The sequence below is a fragment of the Nocardioides sp. Z30_9 genome (assembly GCF_058215735.1).
On sequence record NZ_JBZAJF010000001.1, the window covers coordinates 680,336 to 702,211 of the forward strand.

At 69.1% G+C, this 21,876-nt stretch carries 22 protein-coding genes; 11 read left to right on the forward strand and 11 right to left on the reverse strand.

The window, feature by feature from the left end; translation table 11 throughout:
- Nucleotides 1-135 precede the first annotated feature (135 nt).
- Together lpdA (AC4BGB_RS03425) and sucB are read left to right on the forward strand one after the other, a co-directional pair.
- Complete coding sequence (lpdA, locus tag AC4BGB_RS03425; RefSeq protein WP_490544728.1) at nucleotides 136-1,515, forward strand: dihydrolipoyl dehydrogenase; 1,380 nt, start codon at nucleotides 136-138, stop codon at nucleotides 1,513-1,515.
- 57 nt (nucleotides 1,516-1,572) lie between these two features.
- Nucleotides 1,573-3,390 carry a 2-oxoglutarate dehydrogenase, E2 component, dihydrolipoamide succinyltransferase gene (sucB, locus tag AC4BGB_RS03430; RefSeq protein ID WP_490544730.1) on the forward strand — a complete coding sequence of 606 codons (1,818 nt, stop codon included), beginning with the start codon at nucleotides 1,573-1,575 and terminating at the stop codon, nucleotides 3,388-3,390.
- 144 nt (nucleotides 3,391-3,534) lie between these two features.
- On the opposite strand, the gene AC4BGB_RS03435 is transcribed toward sucB, so the two are convergent.
- On the reverse strand, nucleotides 3,535-4,479 hold the full coding sequence (locus tag AC4BGB_RS03435) for a type IV toxin-antitoxin system AbiEi family antitoxin domain-containing protein (RefSeq protein WP_490544732.1): 945 nt from the start codon (nucleotides 4,477-4,479) through the stop codon (nucleotides 3,535-3,537).
- Nucleotides 4,480-4,623: 144 nt separating this feature from the next.
- Between AC4BGB_RS03435 and AC4BGB_RS03440 the strand changes: the two genes are divergently transcribed.
- Entirely contained in the window at nucleotides 4,624-5,235 is a 612-nt protein-coding gene (locus AC4BGB_RS03440) for a carboxymuconolactone decarboxylase family protein (protein ID WP_490544733.1), read from the forward strand.
- Nucleotides 5,236-5,456: 221 nt separating this feature from the next.
- On the forward strand, nucleotides 5,457-6,626 hold the full coding sequence (locus AC4BGB_RS03445; RefSeq protein ID WP_490544735.1) for an RtcB family protein: 1,170 nt from the start codon (nucleotides 5,457-5,459) through the stop codon (nucleotides 6,624-6,626).
- Nucleotides 6,627-6,746: 120 nt separating this feature from the next.
- Here AC4BGB_RS03445 and lpdA (AC4BGB_RS03450) read toward each other — a convergent pair whose 3' ends face one another.
- Nucleotides 6,747-8,138, reverse strand: coding sequence for a dihydrolipoyl dehydrogenase (lpdA, locus tag AC4BGB_RS03450; RefSeq protein ID WP_490544737.1), 1,392 nt, complete (start codon nucleotides 8,136-8,138; stop codon nucleotides 6,747-6,749).
- Nucleotides 8,139-8,214: 76 nt separating this feature from the next.
- Between lpdA (AC4BGB_RS03450) and AC4BGB_RS03455 the strand changes: the two genes are divergently transcribed.
- Nucleotides 8,215-9,114: a TIGR01777 family oxidoreductase gene (locus AC4BGB_RS03455; RefSeq protein ID WP_490544739.1), complete on the forward strand. Its 900-nt coding sequence runs from the start codon at nucleotides 8,215-8,217 to the stop codon at nucleotides 9,112-9,114.
- On the opposite strand, the gene AC4BGB_RS03460 is transcribed toward AC4BGB_RS03455, so the two are convergent.
- Nucleotides 9,074-9,589 (reverse strand): hypothetical protein, encoded by a 516-nt coding sequence (locus AC4BGB_RS03460; protein ID WP_490544741.1) that lies wholly within the window; start codon nucleotides 9,587-9,589, stop codon nucleotides 9,074-9,076. The genes AC4BGB_RS03455 and AC4BGB_RS03460 overlap by 41 nt on opposite strands.
- Nucleotides 9,590-9,664: 75 nt before the next feature.
- Between AC4BGB_RS03460 and lipB the strand changes: the two genes are divergently transcribed.
- Genes lipB through AC4BGB_RS03475 form a run of 3 tightly spaced genes read left to right on the forward strand, consistent with a single transcriptional unit; the run spans nucleotide 9,665 to nucleotide 12,390 of the window.
- Nucleotides 9,665-10,408, forward strand: coding sequence for a lipoyl(octanoyl) transferase LipB (gene lipB, locus AC4BGB_RS03465; protein WP_490544743.1), 744 nt, complete (start codon nucleotides 9,665-9,667; stop codon nucleotides 10,406-10,408).
- Nucleotides 10,409-10,462: 54 nt separating this feature from the next.
- Nucleotides 10,463-11,422, forward strand: coding sequence for an ABC transporter ATP-binding protein (locus tag AC4BGB_RS03470; RefSeq protein ID WP_490544745.1), 960 nt, complete (start codon nucleotides 10,463-10,465; stop codon nucleotides 11,420-11,422).
- Complete coding sequence (locus tag AC4BGB_RS03475; protein ID WP_490544747.1) at nucleotides 11,422-12,390, forward strand: hypothetical protein; 969 nt, start codon at nucleotides 11,422-11,424, stop codon at nucleotides 12,388-12,390. The genes AC4BGB_RS03470 and AC4BGB_RS03475 overlap by 1 nt, the downstream gene beginning before the upstream one ends.
- 6 nt (nucleotides 12,391-12,396) lie before the next feature.
- Here the strand turns inward: AC4BGB_RS03475 and AC4BGB_RS03480 are convergent, their stop codons facing one another.
- Both AC4BGB_RS03480 and AC4BGB_RS03485 read right to left on the reverse strand, forming a co-directional pair.
- The gene (locus tag AC4BGB_RS03480; protein WP_490544749.1) at nucleotides 12,397-12,897 is read right to left on the reverse strand and encodes an SRPBCC family protein; all 501 of its coding nucleotides are present in this window, start codon (nucleotides 12,895-12,897) and stop codon (nucleotides 12,397-12,399) included.
- Nucleotides 12,894-13,271: an ArsR/SmtB family transcription factor gene (locus AC4BGB_RS03485; RefSeq protein ID WP_490544751.1), complete on the reverse strand. Its 378-nt coding sequence runs from the start codon at nucleotides 13,269-13,271 to the stop codon at nucleotides 12,894-12,896. The genes AC4BGB_RS03480 and AC4BGB_RS03485 overlap by 4 nt, the downstream gene beginning before the upstream one ends.
- Nucleotides 13,272-13,464: 193 nt before the next feature.
- Here AC4BGB_RS03485 and lipA point away from each other — a divergent pair, with 193 nt between their 5' ends.
- Both lipA and AC4BGB_RS03495 read left to right on the forward strand, forming a co-directional pair.
- A complete protein-coding gene (gene lipA / locus AC4BGB_RS03490) occupies nucleotides 13,465-14,400 on the forward strand; it encodes a lipoyl synthase (protein WP_490546780.1) in 936 nt (311 codons plus the stop codon).
- 97 nt (nucleotides 14,401-14,497) lie between these two features.
- The gene (locus AC4BGB_RS03495) at nucleotides 14,498-15,250 is read left to right on the forward strand and encodes a DUF4191 domain-containing protein (protein WP_490544753.1); all 753 of its coding nucleotides are present in this window, start codon (nucleotides 14,498-14,500) and stop codon (nucleotides 15,248-15,250) included.
- 36 nt (nucleotides 15,251-15,286) lie between these two features.
- Here AC4BGB_RS03495 and AC4BGB_RS03500 read toward each other — a convergent pair whose 3' ends face one another.
- Nucleotides 15,287-16,090, reverse strand: coding sequence for an SCO4651 family lipoprotein (locus AC4BGB_RS03500; protein WP_490544755.1), 804 nt, complete (start codon nucleotides 16,088-16,090; stop codon nucleotides 15,287-15,289).
- A 74-nt stretch (nucleotides 16,091-16,164) separates the two neighbouring features.
- Entirely contained in the window at nucleotides 16,165-16,533 is a 369-nt protein-coding gene (locus AC4BGB_RS03505; RefSeq protein WP_490544757.1) for an RDD family protein, read from the reverse strand.
- Nucleotides 16,534-16,722: 189 nt separating this feature from the next.
- Between AC4BGB_RS03505 and glnA the strand changes: the two genes are divergently transcribed.
- Complete coding sequence (gene glnA / locus AC4BGB_RS03510; protein ID WP_490544759.1) at nucleotides 16,723-18,147, forward strand: type I glutamate--ammonia ligase; 1,425 nt, start codon at nucleotides 16,723-16,725, stop codon at nucleotides 18,145-18,147.
- A gap of 1,142 nt (nucleotides 18,148-19,289) precedes the next feature.
- On the opposite strand, the gene AC4BGB_RS03515 is transcribed toward glnA, so the two are convergent.
- The 4 genes from AC4BGB_RS03515 to AC4BGB_RS03530 form a co-directional block, all read right to left on the reverse strand.
- Entirely contained in the window at nucleotides 19,290-19,670 is a 381-nt protein-coding gene (locus tag AC4BGB_RS03515; RefSeq protein ID WP_490544761.1) for a T3SS (YopN, CesT) and YbjN peptide-binding chaperone 1, read from the reverse strand.
- 257 nt (nucleotides 19,671-19,927) lie between these two features.
- Complete coding sequence (locus tag AC4BGB_RS03520) at nucleotides 19,928-20,413, reverse strand: hypothetical protein (protein ID WP_490544763.1); 486 nt, start codon at nucleotides 20,411-20,413, stop codon at nucleotides 19,928-19,930.
- On the reverse strand, nucleotides 20,410-20,682 hold the full coding sequence (locus tag AC4BGB_RS03525) for a hypothetical protein (RefSeq protein ID WP_490544765.1): 273 nt from the start codon (nucleotides 20,680-20,682) through the stop codon (nucleotides 20,410-20,412). The genes AC4BGB_RS03520 and AC4BGB_RS03525 overlap by 4 nt, the downstream gene beginning before the upstream one ends.
- A gap of 6 nt (nucleotides 20,683-20,688) precedes the next feature.
- Nucleotides 20,689-21,870, reverse strand: coding sequence for an OmpA family protein (locus tag AC4BGB_RS03530; RefSeq protein ID WP_490544767.1), 1,182 nt, complete (start codon nucleotides 21,868-21,870; stop codon nucleotides 20,689-20,691).
- Nucleotides 21,871-21,876 lie beyond the last annotated feature (6 nt).

The following is a 21,876-nucleotide window of genomic DNA, read 5'->3' on the forward strand; positions in this document are numbered from 1 at the left end:
TCGCAGCACGCACGAACCGGGCCTTATCGCCCGCCGGGAGGCGTGATGATTGGATGAGGGTCGACAACCCGGTTCCCGGCGCACAGCTGGACCACCGTGTCGCGGGAACGGGTCGCTGAACGGGAGGAGGCAGGCGTGCCGGAGCGCCGTGAGTTCGACGTCGTCATCCTGGGCGCCGGCTCAGGTGGCTACGCGTGCGCACTCCGCGCTGCCCAGCTCGGGCTCACCGTGGCCCTGGTCGAGGAGGACAAGCTCGGCGGCACCTGCCTGCACTCCGGCTGCATCCCCACCAAGGCGCTGCTGCACGCCGCCGAGGTCGCCGACGCCGCTCGCGACTCGGAGAGGTTCGGGGTGCGCGCGAGCCTCGAGGGCATCGACATGGACGGCGTGAACGCCTACAAGGACGGCGTCGTCGGCCAGCTGTTCAAGGGCCTCGCCGGTCTCGTCAGGGGACGTGGCATCACAGTGGTCGAGGGCACCGGGACGCTCACCGGCACGCGCACGGTCGAGGTCGACGAGACGTCGTACGCCGGGAAGGCCGTCGTGCTCGCCTCCGGCTCCTACGCCCGGTCGCTGCCCGGCCTCGAGATCGACGGCACCCGGGTGATCACCTCGGACCAGGCACTGCGCCTCGAGCGCGTCCCGTCCTCGGTGATCGTCCTCGGGGGTGGGGTGATCGGTTGCGAGTTCGCCAGCGTGTGGCGCTCCTTCGGCGCCGAGGTCACCATCGTCGAGGCACTCCCCCGGCTGCTCCCGGCCGAGGACGAGCAGTCCTCGAAGGCGCTGGAACGCGCGTTCCGCAAGCGCCGGATCGGGTTCGCCACCGGCACCCGGTTCGAGTCGGTGGAGACCACCGACACCGGGGTCACCCTCACCGTCGAGGGCGGCAAGACCTATGACGCCGAGCTGCTCCTGGTCGCGGTGGGCCGTGGCCCCCGCACCGACGGGCTCGGCTACGCGGAGCAGGGCGTCGAGATGGACCGCGGCTTCGTGGTGACCGACGAGCGCTGCCGCACCTCGCTGGAGGGCGTGTACGCCGTCGGCGACATCGTCCCCGGCCTGCAGCTGGCGCACCGCGGCTTCGCCCAGGGCGTGTTCGTCGCCGAGGAGATCGCCGGCCTCTCCCCCACTCCTGTCGCGGAGAGCAGCATCCCCCGCGTCACCTACTGCGACCCCGAGGTCGCCTCGGTCGGGCTGACCGAGGCGCAGGCGCGCGAGCAGCACGGTGACGGCGTCGAGACGCTCACCTACGACCTCGGGGGGAACGGCAAGAGCCAGATCCTCGCGACCCAGGGCTTCGTCAAGCTGGTGCGGATCACGGATGGTCCCGTGGTCGGCGTACACATGGTGGGGGCCCGGGTGGGCGAGCTCGTCGGGGAGGCCCAGCTGATCTGCAGCTGGGATGTCTACCCTGAGGACGTCGCTCCCCTGCTGCATGCGCACCCCACCCAGAACGAAGCGCTGGGCGAGGCACACCTCGCTCTAGCGGGCAAGCCGTTGCACGCACATACCTGAACTGCTGGACTCTGGACTAGCCTCAACCCGGACTGAAGAAACGAGCGAAGGAACCCGATGTCGACACCTGTGAAGCTCCCCGAACTTGGCGAGTCCGTCACCGAAGGCACCATCACACGCTGGCTCAAGCAGGTGGGCGACACCGTCGAGGTCGACGAGCCCTTGCTCGAGGTCTCCACCGACAAGGTCGACACGGAGATCCCCTCTCCGGTGGCCGGCACCCTGCTGGAGATCAAGGCCGAGGAGGACGAGACCGTCGAGGTCGGCGCCGAGCTCTGCATCATCGGCGACGAGGGTGAGGGTGGCGGCTCCGCCGACTCCGAGGACTCGGCCGACGACTCCTCGGAGGAGCCCGAGGAAGACGCCGACGACGCCGACGACTCCGGGGACTCCGGGGACGACGCCGACTCCGACGACGCCGAGGACTCGGATGAGTCGATGGCGGACGAGGAGGAGGAAGAGCCCAAGCCCGCAGCGAAGAAGAAGGGTGGCGGCGGCGGGAAGGCCGTGACCCTCCCCGAGCTCGGTGAGTCCGTGACCGAGGGGACCATCACCCGCTGGCTGAAGTCGGTCGGTGACGAGGTCGAGGTCGACGAGCCGCTCGTGGAGGTGTCCACCGACAAGGTCGACACCGAGATCCCCTCCCCGATCGCCGGCACCCTGCTGGAGATCAAGGCCGAGGAGGACGACACCGTCGAGGTCGGCGCCGAGCTGTGCATCATCGGCGACGGCTCCGCTTCCGCCGACGACTCCGACGACTCGGACGACGAGCCGGAGCCTGAGCCTGAGCCTGAGCCTGAGCCGGAGCCCGAACCGGAGCCCGAGCCCGAGCCGGAGCCCGAACCGGAGCCCGAGCCGGAGCCGGAGCCCGAACCGGAGCCGGAGCCTGAGCCCGAGCCCGAGCCGGCGAAGGCCGAGGAGAAGCCCAAGGAGGAGCCGGCGAAGAAGGAGTCCTCCTCCGACGGCGGCACCTACGTCACCCCGCTGGTGCGCAAGATGGCCTCCGAGCACGGCGTCGACCTGTCCAGCATCAAGGGCACCGGGGTGGGCGGGCGGATCCGCAAGCAGGACGTGCTCGCGGCCGCCGAGTCCTCGAAGTCGCAGGAGGCACCGGCAGCGGCGGAGAAGTCCTCGGCGGGCGCACCTGCGGCCGCGCCGAGCCCGCTGCGCGGCAAGACCGAGAAGATCTCGCGCCTCCGCAAGGTGATCGCGACCCGGATGGTGGACTCGCTGCAGACCACCGCCCAGCTGACCCAGGTCGTCGAGGTCGACGTCACCAACATCGCCCGGTTGCGCGACAGCGTGAAGGCCGACTTCCTGGCCCGCGAGGGCGTGAAGCTGTCCTACCTGCCGTTCTTCGCCAAGGCTGCGGTCGAGGCGCTCAAGGCCCACCCGGCCCTGAACGCCACCTTCGACCTGGAGGCAGGCGAGGTGACCTACCACGACAGCGAGAACGTCGCGTTCGCCGTGGACACCGAGAAGGGCCTGCTGACCCCGGTCGTCAAGGAGGCCGGCGACCTCTCGATCGCGGGCCTGGCCAAGAAGATCGCCGACGTCGCGCAGCGCACGCGCGCCAACAAGATCGGTCCCGACGACCTGTCGGGCGGCACCTTCACGATCACGAACCTCGGCAGCGTGGGCGCCCTGTGGGACACCCCGATCATCAACAAGCCGCAGGTCGCCATCCTCGGCCCGGGCACCGTGGTCAAGCGCGCGGTCGTGATCGACGACCCCAACCTGGGCGAGACGATCGCCGTGCGCCACATGGTCTACCTCGCGCTGACCTACGACCACCAGCTGGTCGACGGCGCCAACGCCGGCCGCTTCCTCCAGGACGTCAAGGCGCGCCTGGAGTCGGGGAGCTTCGACGTCTGAGGGTGGCCGGGGGCCGGTAGTCCGGTTTCCCAGGTGATGAACCCGAACTGCCTCTTCACACACGTCACGCCGTGTGTGAAGAGGCAGTTTCGCGTGTGAAGAGGGGTGGGCCCGACCAGGAGGCAGGCGCGCGGCGTACGACGATCAGGCGGCCGCACCCAGCACGGCGCGGAACCGATCACCTGTTTCGCGCGGGCTGGAGAGGTCGCGCCACACGAGCCGTGCGCAGCGGTAGCCGGTGATCGAACGGACCAGGTCCTCGCGCTGCTTCTCCCTGAACACCGCCGTCCCCGGGTCCTCGCCGTCGCGCAGGAGCCGGCCGTACTTCACCTGACCGTCGAACTCGCCGAAGATCCGTTGCCGGTGCCAGACGAAGTCGAGGACTGCGACCAGTACCCCGCGGTCGTCGTACACCTCGAACTGGAGCTCGGGCCGCGGCAGGCCCTGGCGCCAGAACAGGTACAGCGACCGGGACTCCCCCACCGACTCCACGCGCCCGTCCATCTGGTTGAGCAGCACGTGGATCTTCTGCGAGCCCGGCCAGTGCCGCATCGTGCCGAACATGTCGTAGAGCCCCGACGGGGTGCACCGCTCGAGGTGCAGGGCGTGATCGGCCGAGACCAGCGCGGACTCGAGACTCTGGACCGTGGCGGCCTCGACCACGGCGCGGGTGGGGGTCACGACGGGCAGCCCGCCGACCTCGACGACCTCCTCGAGGGGACAGACGGCGACGTGGTGCACCACGTCGCGCTCGATCCGCGCCGCCCCGTCATCGAGCCGGGTCACGTGCACCCGGCCGAGCTCGGCGCCCCACACGGCGATGCCATGGGCAAGCAGCGCCGTGGTGTGACTGAGCACGACCGGCCCCGGCGTGGTCCTGAGCACGGCGCGAGCCAGCGTGAGGTGCCGCTCCTCGCCGGAGTACGTCGCCCAGACGTCGCCGAAGCAGTACGCCCCCTGCCGGACCCGGTGAAGGGTCCCGCTGCGCCGCATCCGCGCCAGAGTCTTGTCGTCGTATCCGCAGTCCAGCGCCTCGCGCCGCAGGAACACGCCGTGCTGCTCGGCGATCAGTCGCAGTGGGTCGTCCATGCGGGCCACGGTGGTCCCGGCGAGCCTGATTCGTCGGGTCCGCGGCGTCGCGCTGTGGACGGCGCTGCCGTCGTACGCCGTTGTGGACGCGGGCTGGCCGCAGCATCATCGCGGTGCGTACGCCGACTGGCCTATCGTCCAGGGATGGACGAGTCGCCATCCCAGAGTGCTGCCAGCTTCCTGCGAGCGCCGGACCCGAGCCCCGAGCTGCAACGCCTCTTCGACGAGGACGTGGAGCAGATGGGCTTCGTCATGAACGTCTCCCGGTTGTGGGGACACCTTCCGGCGCAGCATGACGCGCTGTTCGAGCTGATCGGCTCTGCGGCGGCCGCGGCGGGGTTGTCGTTCCGTGAGCGCGGCGTGATGGTCACGGCAGCCGCCTCGACCCTGGGTGACTCCTATTGCGCGCTCGCGTGGGGCCACAAGCTCGCGGGCGCGGCCGGGGCGGAGGTCGCCGTCGGCGCGCTCACCGGCTCGGACGAGACCCTCAGCGCGCGGGAGCAGGCGCTGGCGACCTGGACGCGTTGCGTCAGCGCGAACCCCAACGCCGCGACCGCGGACGACGTCGCCGCCCTGCGGGAGGCCGGCTTCGACGACGCCCAGGTCCTGGCCCTGACGCTGTTCGTGTCGCTGCGGCTCGCGTTCTCGACCGTCAACGACGCGCTCGGTGCCCGACCTGACCGCGAGATGGCCGACACCGTGCCCGAACCGGTGCAGGCAGCGGTCACCTGGGGGCGTGCGATGGTCCGGCCCTGAGCGCAGGCCCGCGGCGTACGGCGCCAGGCCCGGGACCCGCCACCTCGCACACGAAATTGCCTCTTCACACACGGCGTGGGGTGTGTGAAGAGGCAGTTCGGGTTCATCACCTGGGAAACCGGACGCCCGCCCGACCGATAACCCGGTGACATCGCCCCCACCGGCTGGGAGGCTTCCCCGGCCCCACTCACCGGGAGCGGGGCACCGACAGAGGAAGGACGATGGAGAAGATCTCGAAGAGGCTGGTCAACTGGGCCTCGATCCTGGAGGACAACACCCGGGAACAGGCAGAGACGGCGGCGACGATGCCCTTCATCCACCCGCACGTGGCGCTGATGCCCGACGCCCACCTGGGCCTCGGCGCGACCGTGGGGTCGGTGATCCCCACTCTGGGGGCGATCATGCCTGCTGCGGTGGGTGTGGACATCGGCTGCGGCATGATCGCGGTGCGCACGAACTACTCCGCGAAGCAGCTGCCGCAGGAGCGCGCCAGGGTGCGCCGGGCGATCGAGCAGGCGATCCCGCTGAGCGCCGGTGTCGCCAACCGCGACATCTCGCGCCAGCACACCCACGACCGGATCGAGCAGCTGGACTCCCTGGCGCAGAAGGCAGGGTTCGACCCGGCGTCGTACGCCAAGCGGTGGAAGCTGCAGCTCGGCACGCTGGGCTCGGGAAACCACTTCATCGAGATCACCGTCGACGAGCTCGACCGGGTGTGGCTGTTCCTGCACTCGGGGTCCCGGGGCGTGGGCAACAAGATCGCGCAGCACCACATCGGGGTGGCGCGGGCGTACTGCGAGCGGAACCGGATCGAGCTGCCGCACCGCGACCTGGCCTACCTCGTCGAGGGGACCGACGAGTTCTGGTCCTACATCGAGCAGATGCGCTGGGCGCAGACCTACGCGCTGCTCAACCGCGAGGAGATGATGGACCGGGTGCTCGCCTGCTTCGCCGACTGGGTCGGTGACGAGGTGGTGCGGCAGGAGGAGATCAACTGCCACCACAACTACACCGAGCAGGAGGAGCACTTCGGCCGCTCGGTCTGGCTCTCCCGCAAGGGCGCGATCAACGCGGAGGAGGGGCGGATGGGCCTGATCCCGGGATCGATGGGGACGGCGTCGTACGTCGTGGCGGGCAAGGGTGACGCGATGTCGCTGAACTCGGCCCCTCACGGGGCCGGTCGGCGGTACTCCAGGTCGAAGGCGCGCAAGACGTTCACCCGGGAGCAGCTGCGCACGGCGATGGCGGGGATCGAGTACCGCGACACCGACGCCTTCCTCGACGAGATCCCGGCGGCGTACAAGGACATCGACCAGGTGATGGCCGACGCGGCCGACCTGGTCGAGGTCCGGCACACGCTGCGCCAGATCGTGAACGTCAAGGGCGACTAGGTCGCTCCTGGTCCGGGACCTGACACATGAAACTGCCTCTTCACACACCGCGTGAGGTGTGCGAAGAGGCAGTTCGGGTTCATCACCTGGGAAACCGGACGACCGGAACCCCGAGCAGAACTACATGTGGATCATGTGGCCCGCGAGGCCCTCGACGGCTTCCTTGACGGCCTCGGAGAGGGTCGGGTGGGCGAAGATGTTGCGGGCGACCTCGTCGGCGGTCAGGTCCCACTTCTGGGCCAGGGTCAGGGCGGGCAGCAGCTCGGTCACGTCGGGGCCGATCAGGTGGGCGCCGATGATCTCGTTGTGCTTGGCGTCGGCGACGATCTTCACGAACCCGGTGGTGTCCCCCAGGCCCTTGGCCTTGCCGTTGGCCGAGAACGGGAACTTGGCGACCTTGACGTCGTACCCCTTCTCCTCGGCCTGGGCCTCGGAGTAGCCGAAGGAGGCGATCTGGGGCTGGCAGTACGTCGCCCGCGGGATCATGTCGAAGTCGATCTCGATCGTGTCGTGGTCGGCGATCGTCTCGGCGGTGACGATGCCCATCGCCTCGGCGGTGTGGGCGAGCATCAGCTTGCCGGTGACGTCACCGATCGCGTAGACGCCCTCGACGTTGGTGCGGCCACGCGCGTCGACGGCGATCGCACCGCGGTCGGTGGTCTCCACGCCGGTCTTGTCGAGGCCGTAGCCCTCGAGGCGGGGGGCGAATCCGATCGCCTGGAGCACCTTGTCGGTCTCGATGACCTCTTCCTTGCCGTCCTTGCTGACGGTGACCTTGACCTTCGAGCCGGAGTCCTCGATCTTCTCGACCTTGGTCTTCAGCAGGACCTTCACGCCGAGCTTCTTGTAGTGCTTGGCGAGCTCCTTGGAGATCTCCGCGTCCTCGGTGGGCACCATCCGGTCGAGGAACTCCACGATGGTGACGTCCACCCCGAAGTTGGCCATCACGTAGGCGAACTCCACGCCGATGGCGCCGGAGCCGGCGATCACCACCGACTTGGGCAGCTCGTTGTTGAGGATCTGCTCCTCGTAGGTCACCACGTTCTCGGAGAGCTCGGTGCCCGGCACGAGGCGGGTGGTGGCGCCGGTGGCGATGATGATGTTGTCGCCGGTCACGGTCCGGGTCTTGCCGTCGTCGCCCTCGACCTCGATGGTCTTGGCGTCGACGAAGGTGCCCCAGCCGTCGATCTCCTCGATCTTGTTCTTCTTCATCAAGAAGTGGACGCCCTTGACGATGGAGTCGGAGACCTCGCGGCTGCGCGCGTGGGTCGGCTCGTAGGCCATCGAGGCATCCCCGGTGATCCCGAACTTGTCCTTCTCGTGGGTCAGGATGTGGGACAGCTCGGCGTTGCGGAGCAGCGCCTTGGACGGGATGCAGCCCACGTTGAGGCACACCCCTCCCCAGTACTTCTTCTCCACCACCCCCACCTTGAGACCGAGCTGGGAGGCGCGAATGGCGGCGACGTACCCACCGGGGCCGGCACCGAGGACTAGGACATCGAAATCGCTCACGGGGGCGAGCCTATTCCTCATCCCTGCGTCCCTCGCAACGGGTTGACCGTGCGCACCGTCGTGGGACCGTGGGTGCATGCGTTTCCTGATCGCCGGCGCGTCCGGCTTCCTCGGCGCCCGGCTGACCGAGACGCTCCGCACGCGGGGGCACGACGTCTCCACGCTGGTACGCCGCCCGCCGTCGAGCTCCAGCGAGGTCCGCTGGGACCCGTACGCCGCCCCGCTGGGTGTCGAGGTCGTGGAGTACCACGACGTCGTGGTCAACCTGGCCGGCTCCCCCACGCTCGGCAACCCGCACTCGAAGAAGTGGGCCGAGGACCTGATGAACAGCCGCGTCACCACGACCCAGGTGCTCGCCCAGGCGATCGCCGCCAGCGAGGGCAAGCCGGCGTTCCTGGCCGGCAACGGGATCAGCTACTACGGCGACCACGGCAGCGAGCCGCTCCCCGAGACCGCGGACTCCCGCGGCGACGCGCTGCTCACCCGGGTGGCGCGGGCCTGGCAGGAGGCAGCCGCTCCGGCAGCCGACGCCGGCGCCCGGGTGGTCGTGCTGCGCACCTCCCCGGTCTACGACCGGCGCAGCCAGCCGCTCGGCATGCTCCGGCGGCTGTTCAAGGCCGGTCTCGGTGGGCCGATGGGCGACGGGAGCCAGTACGCGCCGATGATCTCGGCCCGCGACTGGGTCGACGCCGTCATCCACCTCGCCGAGACCGAGTCCGTCTCCGGGCCGGTCAACCTGTGCAGCGAGCGGACCCCCACCAACGCGGAGCTCACCCGGGCGCTGGCCCACCAGGTGCACCGCCCGGCGGTCCTGCGGGTGCCCTCCGCAGTGCTCCGGCGGGCCGCCGGGCAGATGTCCGACGAGCTGCTCGGGTCGCTGAACTGCGTCCCGGCCGCTCTGCTCGCGAGCGGGTTCACCCACCGCGACCCCGACGTCAGCGCCGTGCTCCGCGAGGGTCTCGACCCGAGCCGATGACGCTCGCCACCCGCCATCCGTCCTCGACCAGCCGGAAGGCGACGGTCCGGGTGACGGGTCGGCTGCTGGGGACGGCGAGCAGGCGCCCGGCGCGGACCATCTCGCCACCTGCCACCCGGTCGAAGACGCTGAGCCGCAGCGTCGTCGGGGTGCGGCCCAGGAGCCTGACCGAGAACACCTGGGTGACCAGCTCCTGCACGACGAACCCGCGGGCGGCGTACTCCTCCAGCAGGCGTACGTCGGCGCGTGCGGCCCCGGAACCGGGGAGGTAGAGCGACCGCAGCGCGGGGAGGTCGCCGCGTGCCCAGGCGCGGGCCCGTCGTGTGTCCCACTCGTGGAGCACCCCGAGCGCCTCCGCGAGCTCGGTGCGCGGTCCGGTCGCGCTCCCCTCCTCGCGATCCCCGGGACCGGCAGCGGGGACCAGCAGCCCCGCGAGCAGCACCAGGACCGGGAGCGTGACCGGGAACGGGCTCATGGAGCCACCCTGCACCGGCGCAGCGTGCTCGAGGAGGTTGTCCACAGGGGAACCGCGCGGGGTTAGCCTGACCTGATGAACCCGCTTGTCTTCGAGGAGCTCACCGACGGCCCGACCGACTACCTCCTCGCGTGGGACCGCCAGCGGGAGGTGCACGCGGAGGTGGTGGCCGGCGCGCCGGGCACGGTGCTGCTGCTGGAGCACTCCCCCGTCTACACCGCAGGGAAGCGCACCGAACCGCACGAGCGGCCGACCGACGGCACCCCGGTGATCGAGGTCGACCGCGGCGGCAAGATCACCTTCCACGGTCCCGGCCAGCTGGTCGGCTACCCGATCGTGCGGCTCCCCGACCACGTGCTGGTCGTCGACTACGTACGCCGCCTCGAGGAGGCCCTGATCGCGGTGTGCGCCGACCTCGGTGTGACCACGGCGCGGGTGCCCGGCCGCAGCGGCGTGTGGCTGCAGGCGACCCCGGGGAGCGACGCGGGACCGGGCTGGCCCGAGCGCAAGATCGCCGCGATCGGGATCCGGGTCAGCCGGGGCGTGACCATGCACGGGTTCGCGCTGAACTGCGACGTCGACCTCTCCTGGTACGAGCGGTTCGTGCCGTGCGGCATCGCCGACGCCGGGGTCACCTCGCTGTCGGAGGAGCTGGGACGCACCGTCACGATCGCCGAGGCCATGCCCCTGGTCGAGCGCCACCTGAGCGACCTGCTGGCGTGGGCGCCGTACGACCCCACCCCTGACTACGAGCCTCGCCCCGAACCGGGCCGGCGCCCGGCGGACCTGCGTGTCCCCGTGCTCAATCCGCTCGCCTGAGGACCCCATGGGCCATGCTGGGGGCTGGCTGGCGAAGGGGTGTGTCCAGGACCGATGAACGATCTCGTGATCGAGACTCGCGACCTCCGGAAGGTCTATCGGTCCCGAGGCCGGCGGACCGTCGCGGTCGACGGACTCGACCTCGCCGTACCGGCGGGTGGGGTGCACGGCTTCCTGGGACCCAACGGGTCCGGCAAGACCTCGACGATCAAGATGCTGCTCGGCCTGTCCCGTCCCTCCCAGGGTGAGATGCGGCTCTTCGGCGAGCCGGTGCCGGCGCAGCTGCCGCGCGTGATCAACCGGGTCGGCGCCGTGGTCGAGGAGCCTCGCTTCGTCCCCTCCTTCACCGGGCGCAAGAACCTCATCCTGCTGGCGCGCTCCATCGGGCTGCCGCGCTCGGCGGTCGACGGCGCTCTTCAGCAGGTCTCGCTCACCGAGCACGCCCGCCAGGACTACGAGGGCTACTCACTGGGGATGCGGCAGCGCTTGGCCATCGCCGCCGCGCTGCTGAAGGGACCCGACCTGCTCATCCTCGACGAGCCGACCAACGGCCTGGACCCCGCGGGGATCCAGTCGATCCGCAACCTGATCCAGGGCCTGGGCGAGTCCGGGGTCACGGTGCTGCTGAGCTCGCACATCCTCGCCGAGGTCCAGCAGGTGTGCCACTCGGTCTCGATCGTCGGCGACGGCCGCCTCCTCGCCTCGGGCAAGGTCGAGGACCTGCTCGGCGAGAACGTCTCCCGCACCCGCGTCGGCGTGGCCGACCCGCAGGGCGCGCGGCACTTCCTGCGCTCCGCCGGGTACGCCGTGACCCAGGACGGCGACCAGCTCACCGTGGAGGGCCACCAGCACCCCGAGCAGATCACCCGTGTCCTGGCCGAGCACGGCATCTACGTCCAGGAGCTCACGGCCGTGCGGCCGACCCTGGAGTCGTTCTTCCTCGAGCTGACCCGGCGCCGTCCGGCCGCGGACGACGCGTCGGCGGCCGCCCCGAGCGAGAACGAGGCGTCGTGATGCGACTGCTCGCCGTCGAGCTCAACCGGTTCCGCTCCCGCAGGGCGATCGCCCTGCTGGCCCTGGCGGCGATCCTGGTCGCCGTGGTCTTCGTCGCCGCGACGGCGTGGAACACCCGCCCGCTGTCCCAGGGCGACCGCACCGACGCCGTGGCCCAGGCCGAGCTGGAGGGCCAGAAGCCGGAGCGCCAGCAGGAGGTCCGCGCCTGCGAGGCTGATCCACAGGCCTATCTCGGGCCGGAGGCGAGCGCGGAGGACTGTGCGTCGGCCCTGGTCGAACCTCCCGAGACCTACTACCCGCGCCAGCAGCTCGATCTCGGCACGGTGCTGCAGGAGCAGGGGGTCTCGCTCGCCCTGATCGTGGTCGCCCTGATCGTGATCGCCGGCTGCACCTTCGCCGGGGCCGACTGGTCCTCGGGCTCGGTGACCAACCAGCTCCTGTTCGAGCCACGGCGGACGCGGCTGTGGCTGGCCAAGGCCACCGCGGTGACGATCGGCAGCGGGTTGCTCGCCCTGGTCGCGCTGGGCGGGTTCTGGCTCGGGCTCGGGCTGCTCGCCCAGGCCCGGGACGTGAGCGTGCCGGGCGGCGACGTCGGGGAGATCGCCCGGCACGTCGTACGCGCAATGGCGCTGGGCATGGGCGCCGCGCTGGGTGCGTTCGCCCTGACCATGATCTTCCGGCACACCGTCGCCACGCTGGCGCTGCTGTTCGTCTACGCCGTCGGCGGCGAGCTGGTCGCCAACCTGGTGCCCTTCGAGGGCGCCGGGCGGTGGGCCGTCGGCAACAACGCGATGGGCTGGCTGGCGCCGGTGCACCGCTACTTCGACGCCACGATCACCTGCACGCCCGGGCAGCGGTGCAGCTCGATGCAGGTGATGACCCATGCGGAGGCAGGCACGTTCCTCGGGGTCCTGCTGGTGATCGCCGTCGCGGTCTCCCTGGTCTGGTTCCGCCGCCGCGACGTCTGAGCGGTCTCAGTCCCGCGCGACCCGGTAGTGCTCGAGCATGGCCGGGTAGTAGTCCCGGTCGAAGTCGATCGCCTCGACGTCCCCGTTGCTCTGCGCCGCGACCAGCCGGTCGAGGTAGTACTCCCACCCGGGCCCGACGCTCTCCGCAGCAACCGGGTCGATGTCGGTCTGGACGAAGGTCAGCGTGGTGATCCCGGCGTGCTCCTCGAGGGCGAGGTCGAGGAGCCACGGGTCCGCCCCCACGGTCCAGGCGACCCGGAGTACGCGCGGCGGGACGCACTCCCGGATCTCGACCTCCTCGAGGGGCGCACCCTCCTCGGCGGTCATCCGGAAGGCCACCCTGCCGGCCCGCGGGTCGCCGGTGAAGGTGCCGATCCAGCGGGCCAGCCGCTCGGGCTCGGTCACCGCGGCCCAGACGTCCTCGATCGGTGCCCGGAACTCCCGGGAGAGTGTGAGCACCACGCGATCGCCGGCTGCGGCCACGTGGCCGGTGGGTTTCGGGCTCATCCGGTCTCCTCGTGCGGTTGCTCGGTGCTCGCGGGACGGGTGTCCGCGCGGCGCTGGCGCGAGGTACGGCGGACCTCGGTGTCGAGCGCGTCCAGGGCAGCCTCCCCCACCAGCCGCTGGCGCGGTCCCGCGAGCTCGGCCAGCAGGTCCGCCACCGGCGCCAGTGCATCGCGGTCCAGCGAGTACCTCCGCTCCCGGCCCTGCGCGGTCGCCCGCACCAGGCCGGCCTCGCTCAGGACCCGCAGGTGCTTGCTCACCGCCGGGCGCGAGATCGGGCGGCCGGCAGCGAGGCAGACCACGCGTGACGGCGCGGCCGCGATAGCGCGCAGCAGGGACCGGCGTACCGGGTCGGCCAGCGCTGCGAACACGTCCACGGCATCAAAGGTAACCACTGGGTTACCAATACGCAACGGGTCCGATCTCGGCGTGGCCGCCCGGTGGGGCATTTGCGGCGTACGCACGTACAGTGAAGTCGTGACTCAAGCGCCTGAACAAGCCGCCCACACCGCCGCCGGGACCTCGGCTGCGCCCTCCTCGGCAGCCCCCACTGTCCCGGCCGGACGCAAGCTGCTCCGCCTCGAGGTCCGCAACGCGGAGACCCCGATCGAGCGCAAGCCCGAGTGGATCAAGACCCGGGCCAAGATGGGCCCGCAGTACACCGAGCTCAAGCAGCTGGTGAAGTCCGAGGGCCTGCACACGGTGTGCCAGGAGGCGGGCTGCCCCAACATCTACGAGTGCTGGGAAGACCGCGAGGCCACCTTCCTGATCGGTGGCGACCAGTGCACCCGGCGCTGCGACTTCTGCCAGATCGACACCGGCAAGCCGCAGCCGCTGGACCGCGACGAGCCCCGTCGCGTCGCGGAGTCGGTGCAGACGATGGGCCTGCGCTACGCCACGATCACCGGCGTCGCCCGCGACGACCTCCCCGACGGCGGCGCGTGGCTGTACGCCGAGACGGTGCGCGCGATCCACGAGCTGAACCCCGACACCGGCGTGGAGAACCTGATCCCCGACTTCAACGGGGAGCCCGACCTGCTGCGCGAGGTCTTCGAGAGCCGCCCCGAGGTGCTGGCCCACAACGTGGAGACCGTCCCGCGGATCTTCAAGCGGATCCGCCCTGCGTTCCGCTACGAGCGCTCGCTGGACGTGATCACCCAGGCCCGTGCGTTCGGGCTGGTGACCAAGTCCAACCTGATCCTCGGCATGGGCGAGACCCGCGAGGAGATCCACCAGGCCCTGGTCGACCTGCACGCGGCCGGGTGCGAGCTGATCACAATCACGCAGTACCTCCGACCCTCCCCGCGCCATCACCCCGTCGAGCGGTGGGTCAAGCCCGAGGAGTTCGTGGAGATGGCTGCCGAGGCCGAGGAGATCGGCTTCGCGGGGGTCCTGAGCGGGCCGCTCGTGCGTTCGTCGTACCGCGCCGGACGGCTCTACAAGCAGGCCATCGAGGCTCGCGACCTCGCTACTCCCGGGGCCACTCCCGGGGCCGTCCGGATCTGACGCTCCCCCGCCTGTCCACCAGCGGGGCCCAGTGCCCGACCACCTAGACTGGGAGTTCCGCTCACCCCCCAGTCGCAGACAGGCAGAGGCATCACGCATGGCCCAGAAGCCCAGCACGAAGGCCGACAAGTCGGTCACCAAGAAGGCCCGCAAGCAGAAGAAGGTCAAGGACCCGAACAACCCGGGCCGGATCAAGCAGATCCGCCAGAGCTACAAGATGACCAAGAAGTCCGATCCTCGGATCGGGCTCATCCTGGCGGGCGTCTTCCTGCTCGCCGGGCTGGCCGGCTTCGCGGTGATGCTGCTGATCTTCAAGAGCCTGTTCTTCGCGATCCCCTTCGGCGTGCTCGTCGGCCTCCTGGCCACGTTGATCATCTTCGGCCGCCGCGCCCAGAGCGCCGCGACCAGCCAGATCGAGGGCAAGCCGGGCGCCGCGGCCGCGGTGCTGGGGATGCTCCGTCGCGGCTGGAAGACCGACCCGGCGATCGCGGTCAACAAGCAGCAGGACGTCGTCACCCGGGTCGTGGGCCCTCCCGGCATCGTGCTGATCGGTGAGGGCAACCCGAACCGGTTGCGGCCGATGCTCACCGCGGAGCGCCGCAAGCACGAGCGCGTGGCCAGCGAGATCCCGATCCACGAGCTCATCGTGGGCCACGACGAGGGCCAGGTGCCGCTGGGCAAGCTGACCCGCACCGTCACGAAGCTCGGCAAGAAGGTCAAGCCGGCTCAGATGACCGACGTGCTCGCGCGGATCAGGGCCCTGGACGCCACCCGTTCGGCCATCCCGATGCCCAAGGGGCCGATGCCCACGAGCATGAAGGGGATGCGCGGCCAGCAGCGCGGACGCTGACCGACCGGCCCTTCGAGGAAGCCGTCAGGCGGCCTGTCAGGAGATGGGCCGCCGGGTGATGTCGCCCGGGGCCGGCTTCTCGACCTTGACCGGCTCGCCCCACTTCGAGACGAGGATCTCGACCGAGGCGCCCGCGACGTCGAAGCTCATCTTGCGGATCAGTGACTGGTCGTCGAGCCAGAGCTTGTAGGTCACCGACTTCGGGACGTCCATGTTCGGCATCGACTTCTCGTGCCTGGCCATCAGCTTCTCGGTGTCCACGGTGACGTCGTACTCGTCCACCGCGACGCCGTCGAGCGTCGCCTCGCCGACGCGCTCGGACCTGGTGACGGCGCCCTGCAGCTGCTGGACGCCCTCCAGCGGGTCGAGCTGCTCGGTGACTCCGGCCAGCATCTTGCCCAGCATCGAGTTCTCGTCCTTGGTGTCCAGCATCAGGAACTTGCCGGCCGGGGTCATCCCGGGGACCTGCACGTAGAGGATGCCGTCGACGAGCCGGATCGCCGCCTTGCCGCTGCCCATCTGGCCCATCGTCGCGGTCATCTGCATCGTGGGGTCGTCGTCCCCGTAGGAGACGTCACCCTGGGCGCTCGCCTCCATGCGACCGGTCGCCTTCATCGACAGGTGGGCCGATCCTGCCTTCTCGGCAGCCTCGTAGGCGTCGACCAGCAGCTGCTCACCGACCGCCGCGGCCTGGACGGCCGTCACCTTGCCCTGCGTGGACGTGGCGGCCTTGGCCCCCGTGGAGGCGGCCTCGGTGTCCCCGCAACCGGCCACTCCGAGCGTCAGCACTGCGGCGAGGCTCAGGGCGGTGGCGCGACGGCGGAAGATGCTGCTTGTCATGACTTGCCCCCAGGTGAGTGTGAGTTCGATTCCAGAGTAGGACACCCGTCCTATCGGCAACCGGAATCCACAGGTCACTCGCGCAGGTACGCCGCGGACCCCGTCCACAGGTCGTGCAGGCCGCGTCCGCTGTCGGGCCTGAAGATCATCGGAGGGATCACCAGGCAGATCAGCAGCGTCCGGGCCACGGCCATCAGCAGGTTCAGCGGACGACCGTCGATGGTGAGCACCCGGATCCTGGTCAGCAGCTGACCGAAGGACCCTCCGGTCAGTGCCGTCAGCACCGAGACTTCAGTCGCAAAGACCGCCAGGACGACCCAGCTGGAGTTGCGGTCGTCGAGGTAGTAGCCCCAGCCGAAGATCCCCACCACCACGAGGGTGGAAGCGGCCCAGTCGATGACAAGTGCGGCGATCCGTCGCCGCCACGACGCGTAGGCGGGCACCCCCGGACACTATCCGGCCCGCGACCGTCCGAGGGGCCGGGGCCATGGGACCGCTGTTACATCGCGGAAACAAAGTGGATACGGTCGTGCAACGGGTTGTCCGTAGTTTCACGACCGTCGCGCCTCGCAGTGTGGCGTCGCAAGCTCACCAAAAACTCACCCGGCCGCGATGCGGCCACAGGAGGACGAATGTTCCAGAACAGCGAAGAGCTGCTCAAGTACATCAAGGACGAAGGCGTCGAGATGGTCGACGTGCGGTTCTGTGACCTGCCCGGCATCATGCAGCACTTCACGGTGCCGGTCTCGTCCTTCGACCAGTCCGTCTTCGACGACGGGCTCAGCTTCGACGGGTCCTCGATCCGCGGGTTCCAGGCGATCCACGAGTCGGACATGTCGCTGTTCCCGGACCCCACGACGGCGTACATCGACCCCTTCCGCACCGCCAAGACCCTGGCCGTGAACTTCTTCATCCACGACCCGATCACCGGCGAGGCCTACTCTCGCGACCCGCGCAACATCGCCCGCAAGGCGATGGCCTACCTGGCCAGCACCGGCATCGGCGACACCGCGTTCTTCGCCCCCGAGGCCGAGTTCTACGTCTTCGACAACGTGCGCTTCGAGACCAAGGCCAACACCGGCTTCTACGAGATCAACTCCTCGGCCGGCGCCTGGAACACCGGCGACGCGTTCGAGAACGACAACCGCGGCTACAAGGTGAAGTACAAGGGTGGCTACTTCCCGGTCGCGCCCACCGACCACTTCGGTGAGCTGCGTGACGAGATGGTCATCGAGCTCGAGGCCGCCGGCCTGCAGGTCGAGCGTGCCCACCACGAGGTCGGCACCGCCGGCCAGGCCGAGATCAACTACAAGTTCGCCGAGCTGCTCCAGGCCGCGGACGACGTGATGAAGTTCAAGTACATCATCAAGAACACCGCTTGGCGCAACGGCAAGACGGCCACCTTCATGCCCAAGCCGATCTTCGGTGACAACGGTTCCGGCATGCACGTGCACCAGTCGATCTGGAACGAGGGCTCGCCCCTGTTCTACGACGAGACCGGGTACGCCGGCCTCTCCGACATGGCCCGTCACTACATCGGCGGCATCCTCAAGCACGCCCCGTCGCTGCTGGCGTTCACCAACCCCACGGTGAACTCCTACCACCGCCTGGTGCCGGGCTTCGAGGCCCCGATCAGCCTGGTCTACAGCCAGCGCAACCGGTCGGCCTGCGTGCGGATCCCGATCACGGGTGCCAACCCGAAGGCCAAGCGCATCGAGTTCCGCTGCCCCGACCCCTCGGCGAACCCCTACCTCGCCTTCTCGGCGCTGCTGCTGGCCGGGATCGACGGCATCCAGAACAAGATCGAGCCGTCCGACCCGATCGACAAGGACATCTACGAGCTGCCGCCGGACGAGATGGCCGACATCGACCAGGTGCCGACGTCGCTGAACGCGGTGCTGGACAACCTGGAGCGCGACCACGAGTTCCTCACGGCCGGCAACGTCTTCACGCCGGACCTGATCGAGACGTGGATCGACTTCAAGCGCACCCAGGAGATCCTCCCCGTGCAGCTGCGCCCGCACCCGCACGAGTTCGAGCTGTACTACGACATTTAAGTCGGGGGTCCCTGTGACCTGCGGCTAGATGCCTGAAACGGCGTCTGACCTGCAAGAACGTCTTTCGACGTCTTCCAGTGTCAGGCGTCGTTTCTCATCCTTGTGCGTACCCCGTGCACCCCACGGCGGGGTGAGCATCTGGGCGAGCACCGGGGTCCCACGCGGACGATCGCGCACACTCAACGTGGTGCGTCATCGGAAAGACGTTCATGGCCTGAGCGTAGGGGCGATCGTTTGCGTGCGCCTGCGCTCATTGGGGTCGAACGAGCCCGTGACCTGCTGCGATGCCGTTTTGGACGTCTGGTACCAACGGCACCTAGTTACGGGGCCTTGCGAATAAAGCGAGCCCAATCCGCGCCCTCTTGTCACCGAGCTCCGACGGTCACAAACGGCCGCAGACTCGGGCCCTGCCCGCGCGGAGCCACAGCAACCCCACTCGCTGCACTCCCCCGGCGAAAAGGGCCGGGCTAATGGCGCAGCAGCGTCAACGCCGCTGGAAAGGGATTGGGCGGCGCGACAGCATGGCCCGAGGGGAGATGGATCTGAACCCGAACCCTCTGGGCAATCTCAAGAGCTTGCCCGTTGCTATCAATCGTTGCGTGAAACAGCCGAATCGCTTGTGTGGTAGCGGGTGTCCGCTGTCTCGAGCACTTCCGACGGTAACCGATCGTTGCCCGCTGGTGCCTGCTGAATCCGCAGGGTTCAAGGAGGGTCACCGAATCCGCGCCAAGCTCAGACAATCGGCGAAATCTATGGAGAAGGTCCAGCCCGGCGGCATGGGCAGCGTCGCCATGGGCCGCGCCGATCGTCAGTCCTCCTCTTAGTCAAGGGGGATCACCACAGCTTCGAGGAGGTGCTGCAGCATCCCAAGCATCTGGGCGAGGTTATGCACGGGCGACTCCTCGGGCGACTCGTCGGCGCGCCCACGACACCCCGTGCGAGGACTCCTCCCATGAGCCACGGATGAAGTCCCACTCCGGCTGCGGCCACTGACGACGAACCTCGTCGAGCAAGTCCACTTCCTCCGCGACCGGGGCCAAGTAGTAGAGGACATGCAACGAGTAGCTCCTTCCCGGTCGATCGCTAGGCCCATCCCAAACACTCATCCGTCCGCGTGACAGTTCACGGTCGCCTACTGGCGATCAGAGGTAGAGACCCGTGGGCGATGCAGCCGACGTCGCGCTGCCGACGTCCGAGTCGCCCTCGGCGCTGAAAGAGTGTCGGCCTCCGTACTGCTCAGCGAGCAATGAGCCGAAGTAGGAGCTGGCCGAGGAAACAATCTCGGTGAACTCACGGAAGTCGTCGGTCCGGACCGTCATCCCCAAGTGCTCGGTCTCGATGTACACGCGATCCTCCACCGAGAAACAACGGCAGAAGGTGAGCTGCGTGTTCACCTCGTTGATCGTCTCGTAGAGCTCAGGGGTGGCCGCGACGTTCGAGACCACCTGCGAGAAGACCCTGACGACGGGCCGCTCTTCAGTGCCTGTGACTCGTACGATGTAGCCCGCATCGCGGAAGCGCACAGGTTAGCCCCCGCCGTCGTCGTCGGGCACGGCCTTGTCCACCCCGACCACCCGCCCGATCAAGCTCTCTAATGGGAATGGGAGGTGACGATCTCAAGCATCAGTCCCGCGCTCTCGACGAGGAGCGAGCGCCCGCGCAGGCGGTCGAGTCACACTGCCACGCATCGCTACCGGGCTGGGAGTGGATGGACCTGGCCGATCTGGGCGCGGTCCATTCGTAGTCCGCTAGGCACCGTCCCCCAACAGCGTCCAAGAGTTCACCGCCATGCCAGCCTCCCCACGACCCAGAGGAAGCCCAGATAGACGAGTCCCGGGACTGGGTTCGAGACGAGCATGGTGATCCAGTCGCCGATGGAGTCAACCATGCTGATCGCAAAGCCGCTCGTGATGCCCGAGAAACTCTTGTTGATCCACACGTACTGGAGGCACCACCAGATGACCGGCCAGGCGAGGAAGAGGAGGAGGGCGAGGCGGGCAACAGCAAGACGCCGCTGACGCGAGGTGAAGCGATCGATCCCTCCGCCGCGTCGGACCAGGTGAACTTGGTGGGTCGGCACGCTGGCCCGCACAGTCCCGAAACCGCTGTCAAACTCAACCTCTGCGCGCGATGTGAGCCAGCCGGTGGAGACGCCGGTCACGACGCCCTTAGTGCCGGCCCTGATAGTGGTGCCCCCGAACATGCCGACGCTGATGTCGGTATCGCTCTTGATCCAGTCGCCGGCGCTGACGCTGCCCCACATCACGGCCGGATCCTGAGCTTGGGGAGCTTCGGATCCGTGGGGCGGTACTCCCCCGGCTGGAGCTTTCGCTCGTTCTCTGCGTCGACCTGACCGGGGAGGTCATCCCGCCGCCGCTGGTTCTCGTTCTCGATCGAGTCCGACCCCTGCTCGACGAACTGCTCGTGCCGATACTTGTCCATCTGCTCGGGCGTCTTCGGCATCAGCATCTCGTTCGCGCCGATGACGAGCCCAAGCACGGTGGCGCCGGTGACGACGTTGCCCTTCCATCCCATCGTCGGTCACGCGGCCGCGACGTAGATGACCGCGATAACACGGCGGTTGGAAGCCGACTGCGCCTCGCTCTTCGGGCGGGCGTACACCGGCTCCGTAGCGCCCTTCCCGATCGTGGTGATGCGCGAGTCGCGGACCTGATGCGACACCAGCCAGGCCTTCACGGCGCCCGCCCGCTGCTTGCTCAGGTCGACGCCGTCGATCCGGGTAGCGCCGACCGGGTTGGTGTGTCCGATGACCCGGATTTTGCCGTGATACTCGTTGGTGAGCGCGAGCAGCTCGCGGAGCGCCGGCTCGGCGTTCGCCTGCAGCACGGCGCTGTCCGCGCCGAAGAGCACGTCCGAGCCGAGGGTCGCGGTGACCTGCTCGGTCGAGCGCTCGACCTCGATCAGGCTGGTGTCCGCCGCGCCGATGGCCACGGTCAGCGGGAAGGTGGCGAGGTGGTCGGTCCAGGCGACGAGCTGGCCGCCGCACTTTTCGACGTAAAGCCGCCAGAACTCCTTCAGTTGTGCGGCGCGGACGTCGTCGAGGCCGGTGTCAGGCGACACGGCGTAGATCCGCCAGTTGTTGCATGCCGGAATCAGGCCCCGGCCGGCGAGCCGGTTGATCGCCCCGACCGGGTCGGCCAGGGTCTCAGCGTCGGTCAGGTGAACGTCACCGCCGACGGAGGCGAGCGGCGTCAGCAGAACCACGTCGACCGGGTTGTTCGACGGGTTGTTTTCGAGGTTGCCAGCGAGCGCGTTCAGTGCCGCGAAGGCGTTGTACGTCTTCGATGCCTTCGTGTCCTTCAGCGTGGCGATGGCGTCGTCGATCGACTTGGCCTTGCACTTGAGGTTGTTGTCGCGGAACAGGTTGTTGTCGCCCTCCCCGGCCATTACCACGTTGGTCAGGAGGTTCGGCGCGCTGGTGCCGCCCGACACGCCGTTCACGATGACGCGCGCCTTGCTCGCCTTGCTGGCGCCGACCACCATCTCGATGTCCTCGTCGTACGACGCGAGCTTGGGGCCGACCTGACCGAGCACAGCGATGGTCGGGGTGTCGGAGTTGAGGTCGGGCTGCGCCGAAACGCAGTCCGTGGACGCCGAGGCCAGCTCGGCGCCTTCGGAGGTGCCGCCGCAGCCCGTGAGGGCGAGGGCGAGGGCGATCAGGAGCATGCCCGACGCGAGGATCGGGGAGATGTTCTTCCGCATGATGAG

What these genes read in the sequence shown, in the direction of transcription:
- sucB (WP_490544730.1), top strand. Translation starts at nt 1,573, where the DNA reads ATGTCGACACCTGTGAAGCTCCCCGAACTTGGCGAGTCCGTCACCGAA.
- AC4BGB_RS03435 (WP_490544732.1), bottom strand. Translation starts at nt 4,479, where the DNA reads ATGGACGACCCACTGCGACTGATCGCCGAGCAGCACGGCGTGTTCCTG.
- AC4BGB_RS03440 (WP_490544733.1), top strand. Translation starts at nt 4,624, where the DNA reads ATGGACGAGTCGCCATCCCAGAGTGCTGCCAGCTTCCTGCGAGCGCCG.
- AC4BGB_RS03445 (WP_490544735.1), top strand. Translation starts at nt 5,457, where the DNA reads ATGGAGAAGATCTCGAAGAGGCTGGTCAACTGGGCCTCGATCCTGGAG.
- AC4BGB_RS03455 (WP_490544739.1), top strand. Translation starts at nt 8,215, where the DNA reads ATGCGTTTCCTGATCGCCGGCGCGTCCGGCTTCCTCGGCGCCCGGCTG.
- AC4BGB_RS03460 (WP_490544741.1), bottom strand. Translation starts at nt 9,589, where the DNA reads ATGAGCCCGTTCCCGGTCACGCTCCCGGTCCTGGTGCTGCTCGCGGGG.
- lipB (WP_490544743.1), top strand. Translation starts at nt 9,665, where the DNA reads ATGAACCCGCTTGTCTTCGAGGAGCTCACCGACGGCCCGACCGACTAC.
- AC4BGB_RS03470 (WP_490544745.1), top strand. Translation starts at nt 10,463, where the DNA reads ATGAACGATCTCGTGATCGAGACTCGCGACCTCCGGAAGGTCTATCGG.
- AC4BGB_RS03475 (WP_490544747.1), top strand. Translation starts at nt 11,422, where the DNA reads ATGCGACTGCTCGCCGTCGAGCTCAACCGGTTCCGCTCCCGCAGGGCG.
- AC4BGB_RS03480 (WP_490544749.1), bottom strand. Translation starts at nt 12,897, where the DNA reads ATGAGCCCGAAACCCACCGGCCACGTGGCCGCAGCCGGCGATCGCGTG.
- AC4BGB_RS03495 (WP_490544753.1), top strand. Translation starts at nt 14,498, where the DNA reads ATGGCCCAGAAGCCCAGCACGAAGGCCGACAAGTCGGTCACCAAGAAG.
- AC4BGB_RS03500 (WP_490544755.1), bottom strand. Translation starts at nt 16,090, where the DNA reads ATGACAAGCAGCATCTTCCGCCGTCGCGCCACCGCCCTGAGCCTCGCC.
- glnA (WP_490544759.1), top strand. Translation starts at nt 16,723, where the DNA reads ATGTTCCAGAACAGCGAAGAGCTGCTCAAGTACATCAAGGACGAAGGC.
- AC4BGB_RS03525 (WP_490544765.1), bottom strand. Translation starts at nt 20,682, where the DNA reads ATGGGATGGAAGGGCAACGTCGTCACCGGCGCCACCGTGCTTGGGCTC.
- AC4BGB_RS03530 (WP_490544767.1), bottom strand. Translation starts at nt 21,870, where the DNA reads ATGCGGAAGAACATCTCCCCGATCCTCGCGTCGGGCATGCTCCTGATC.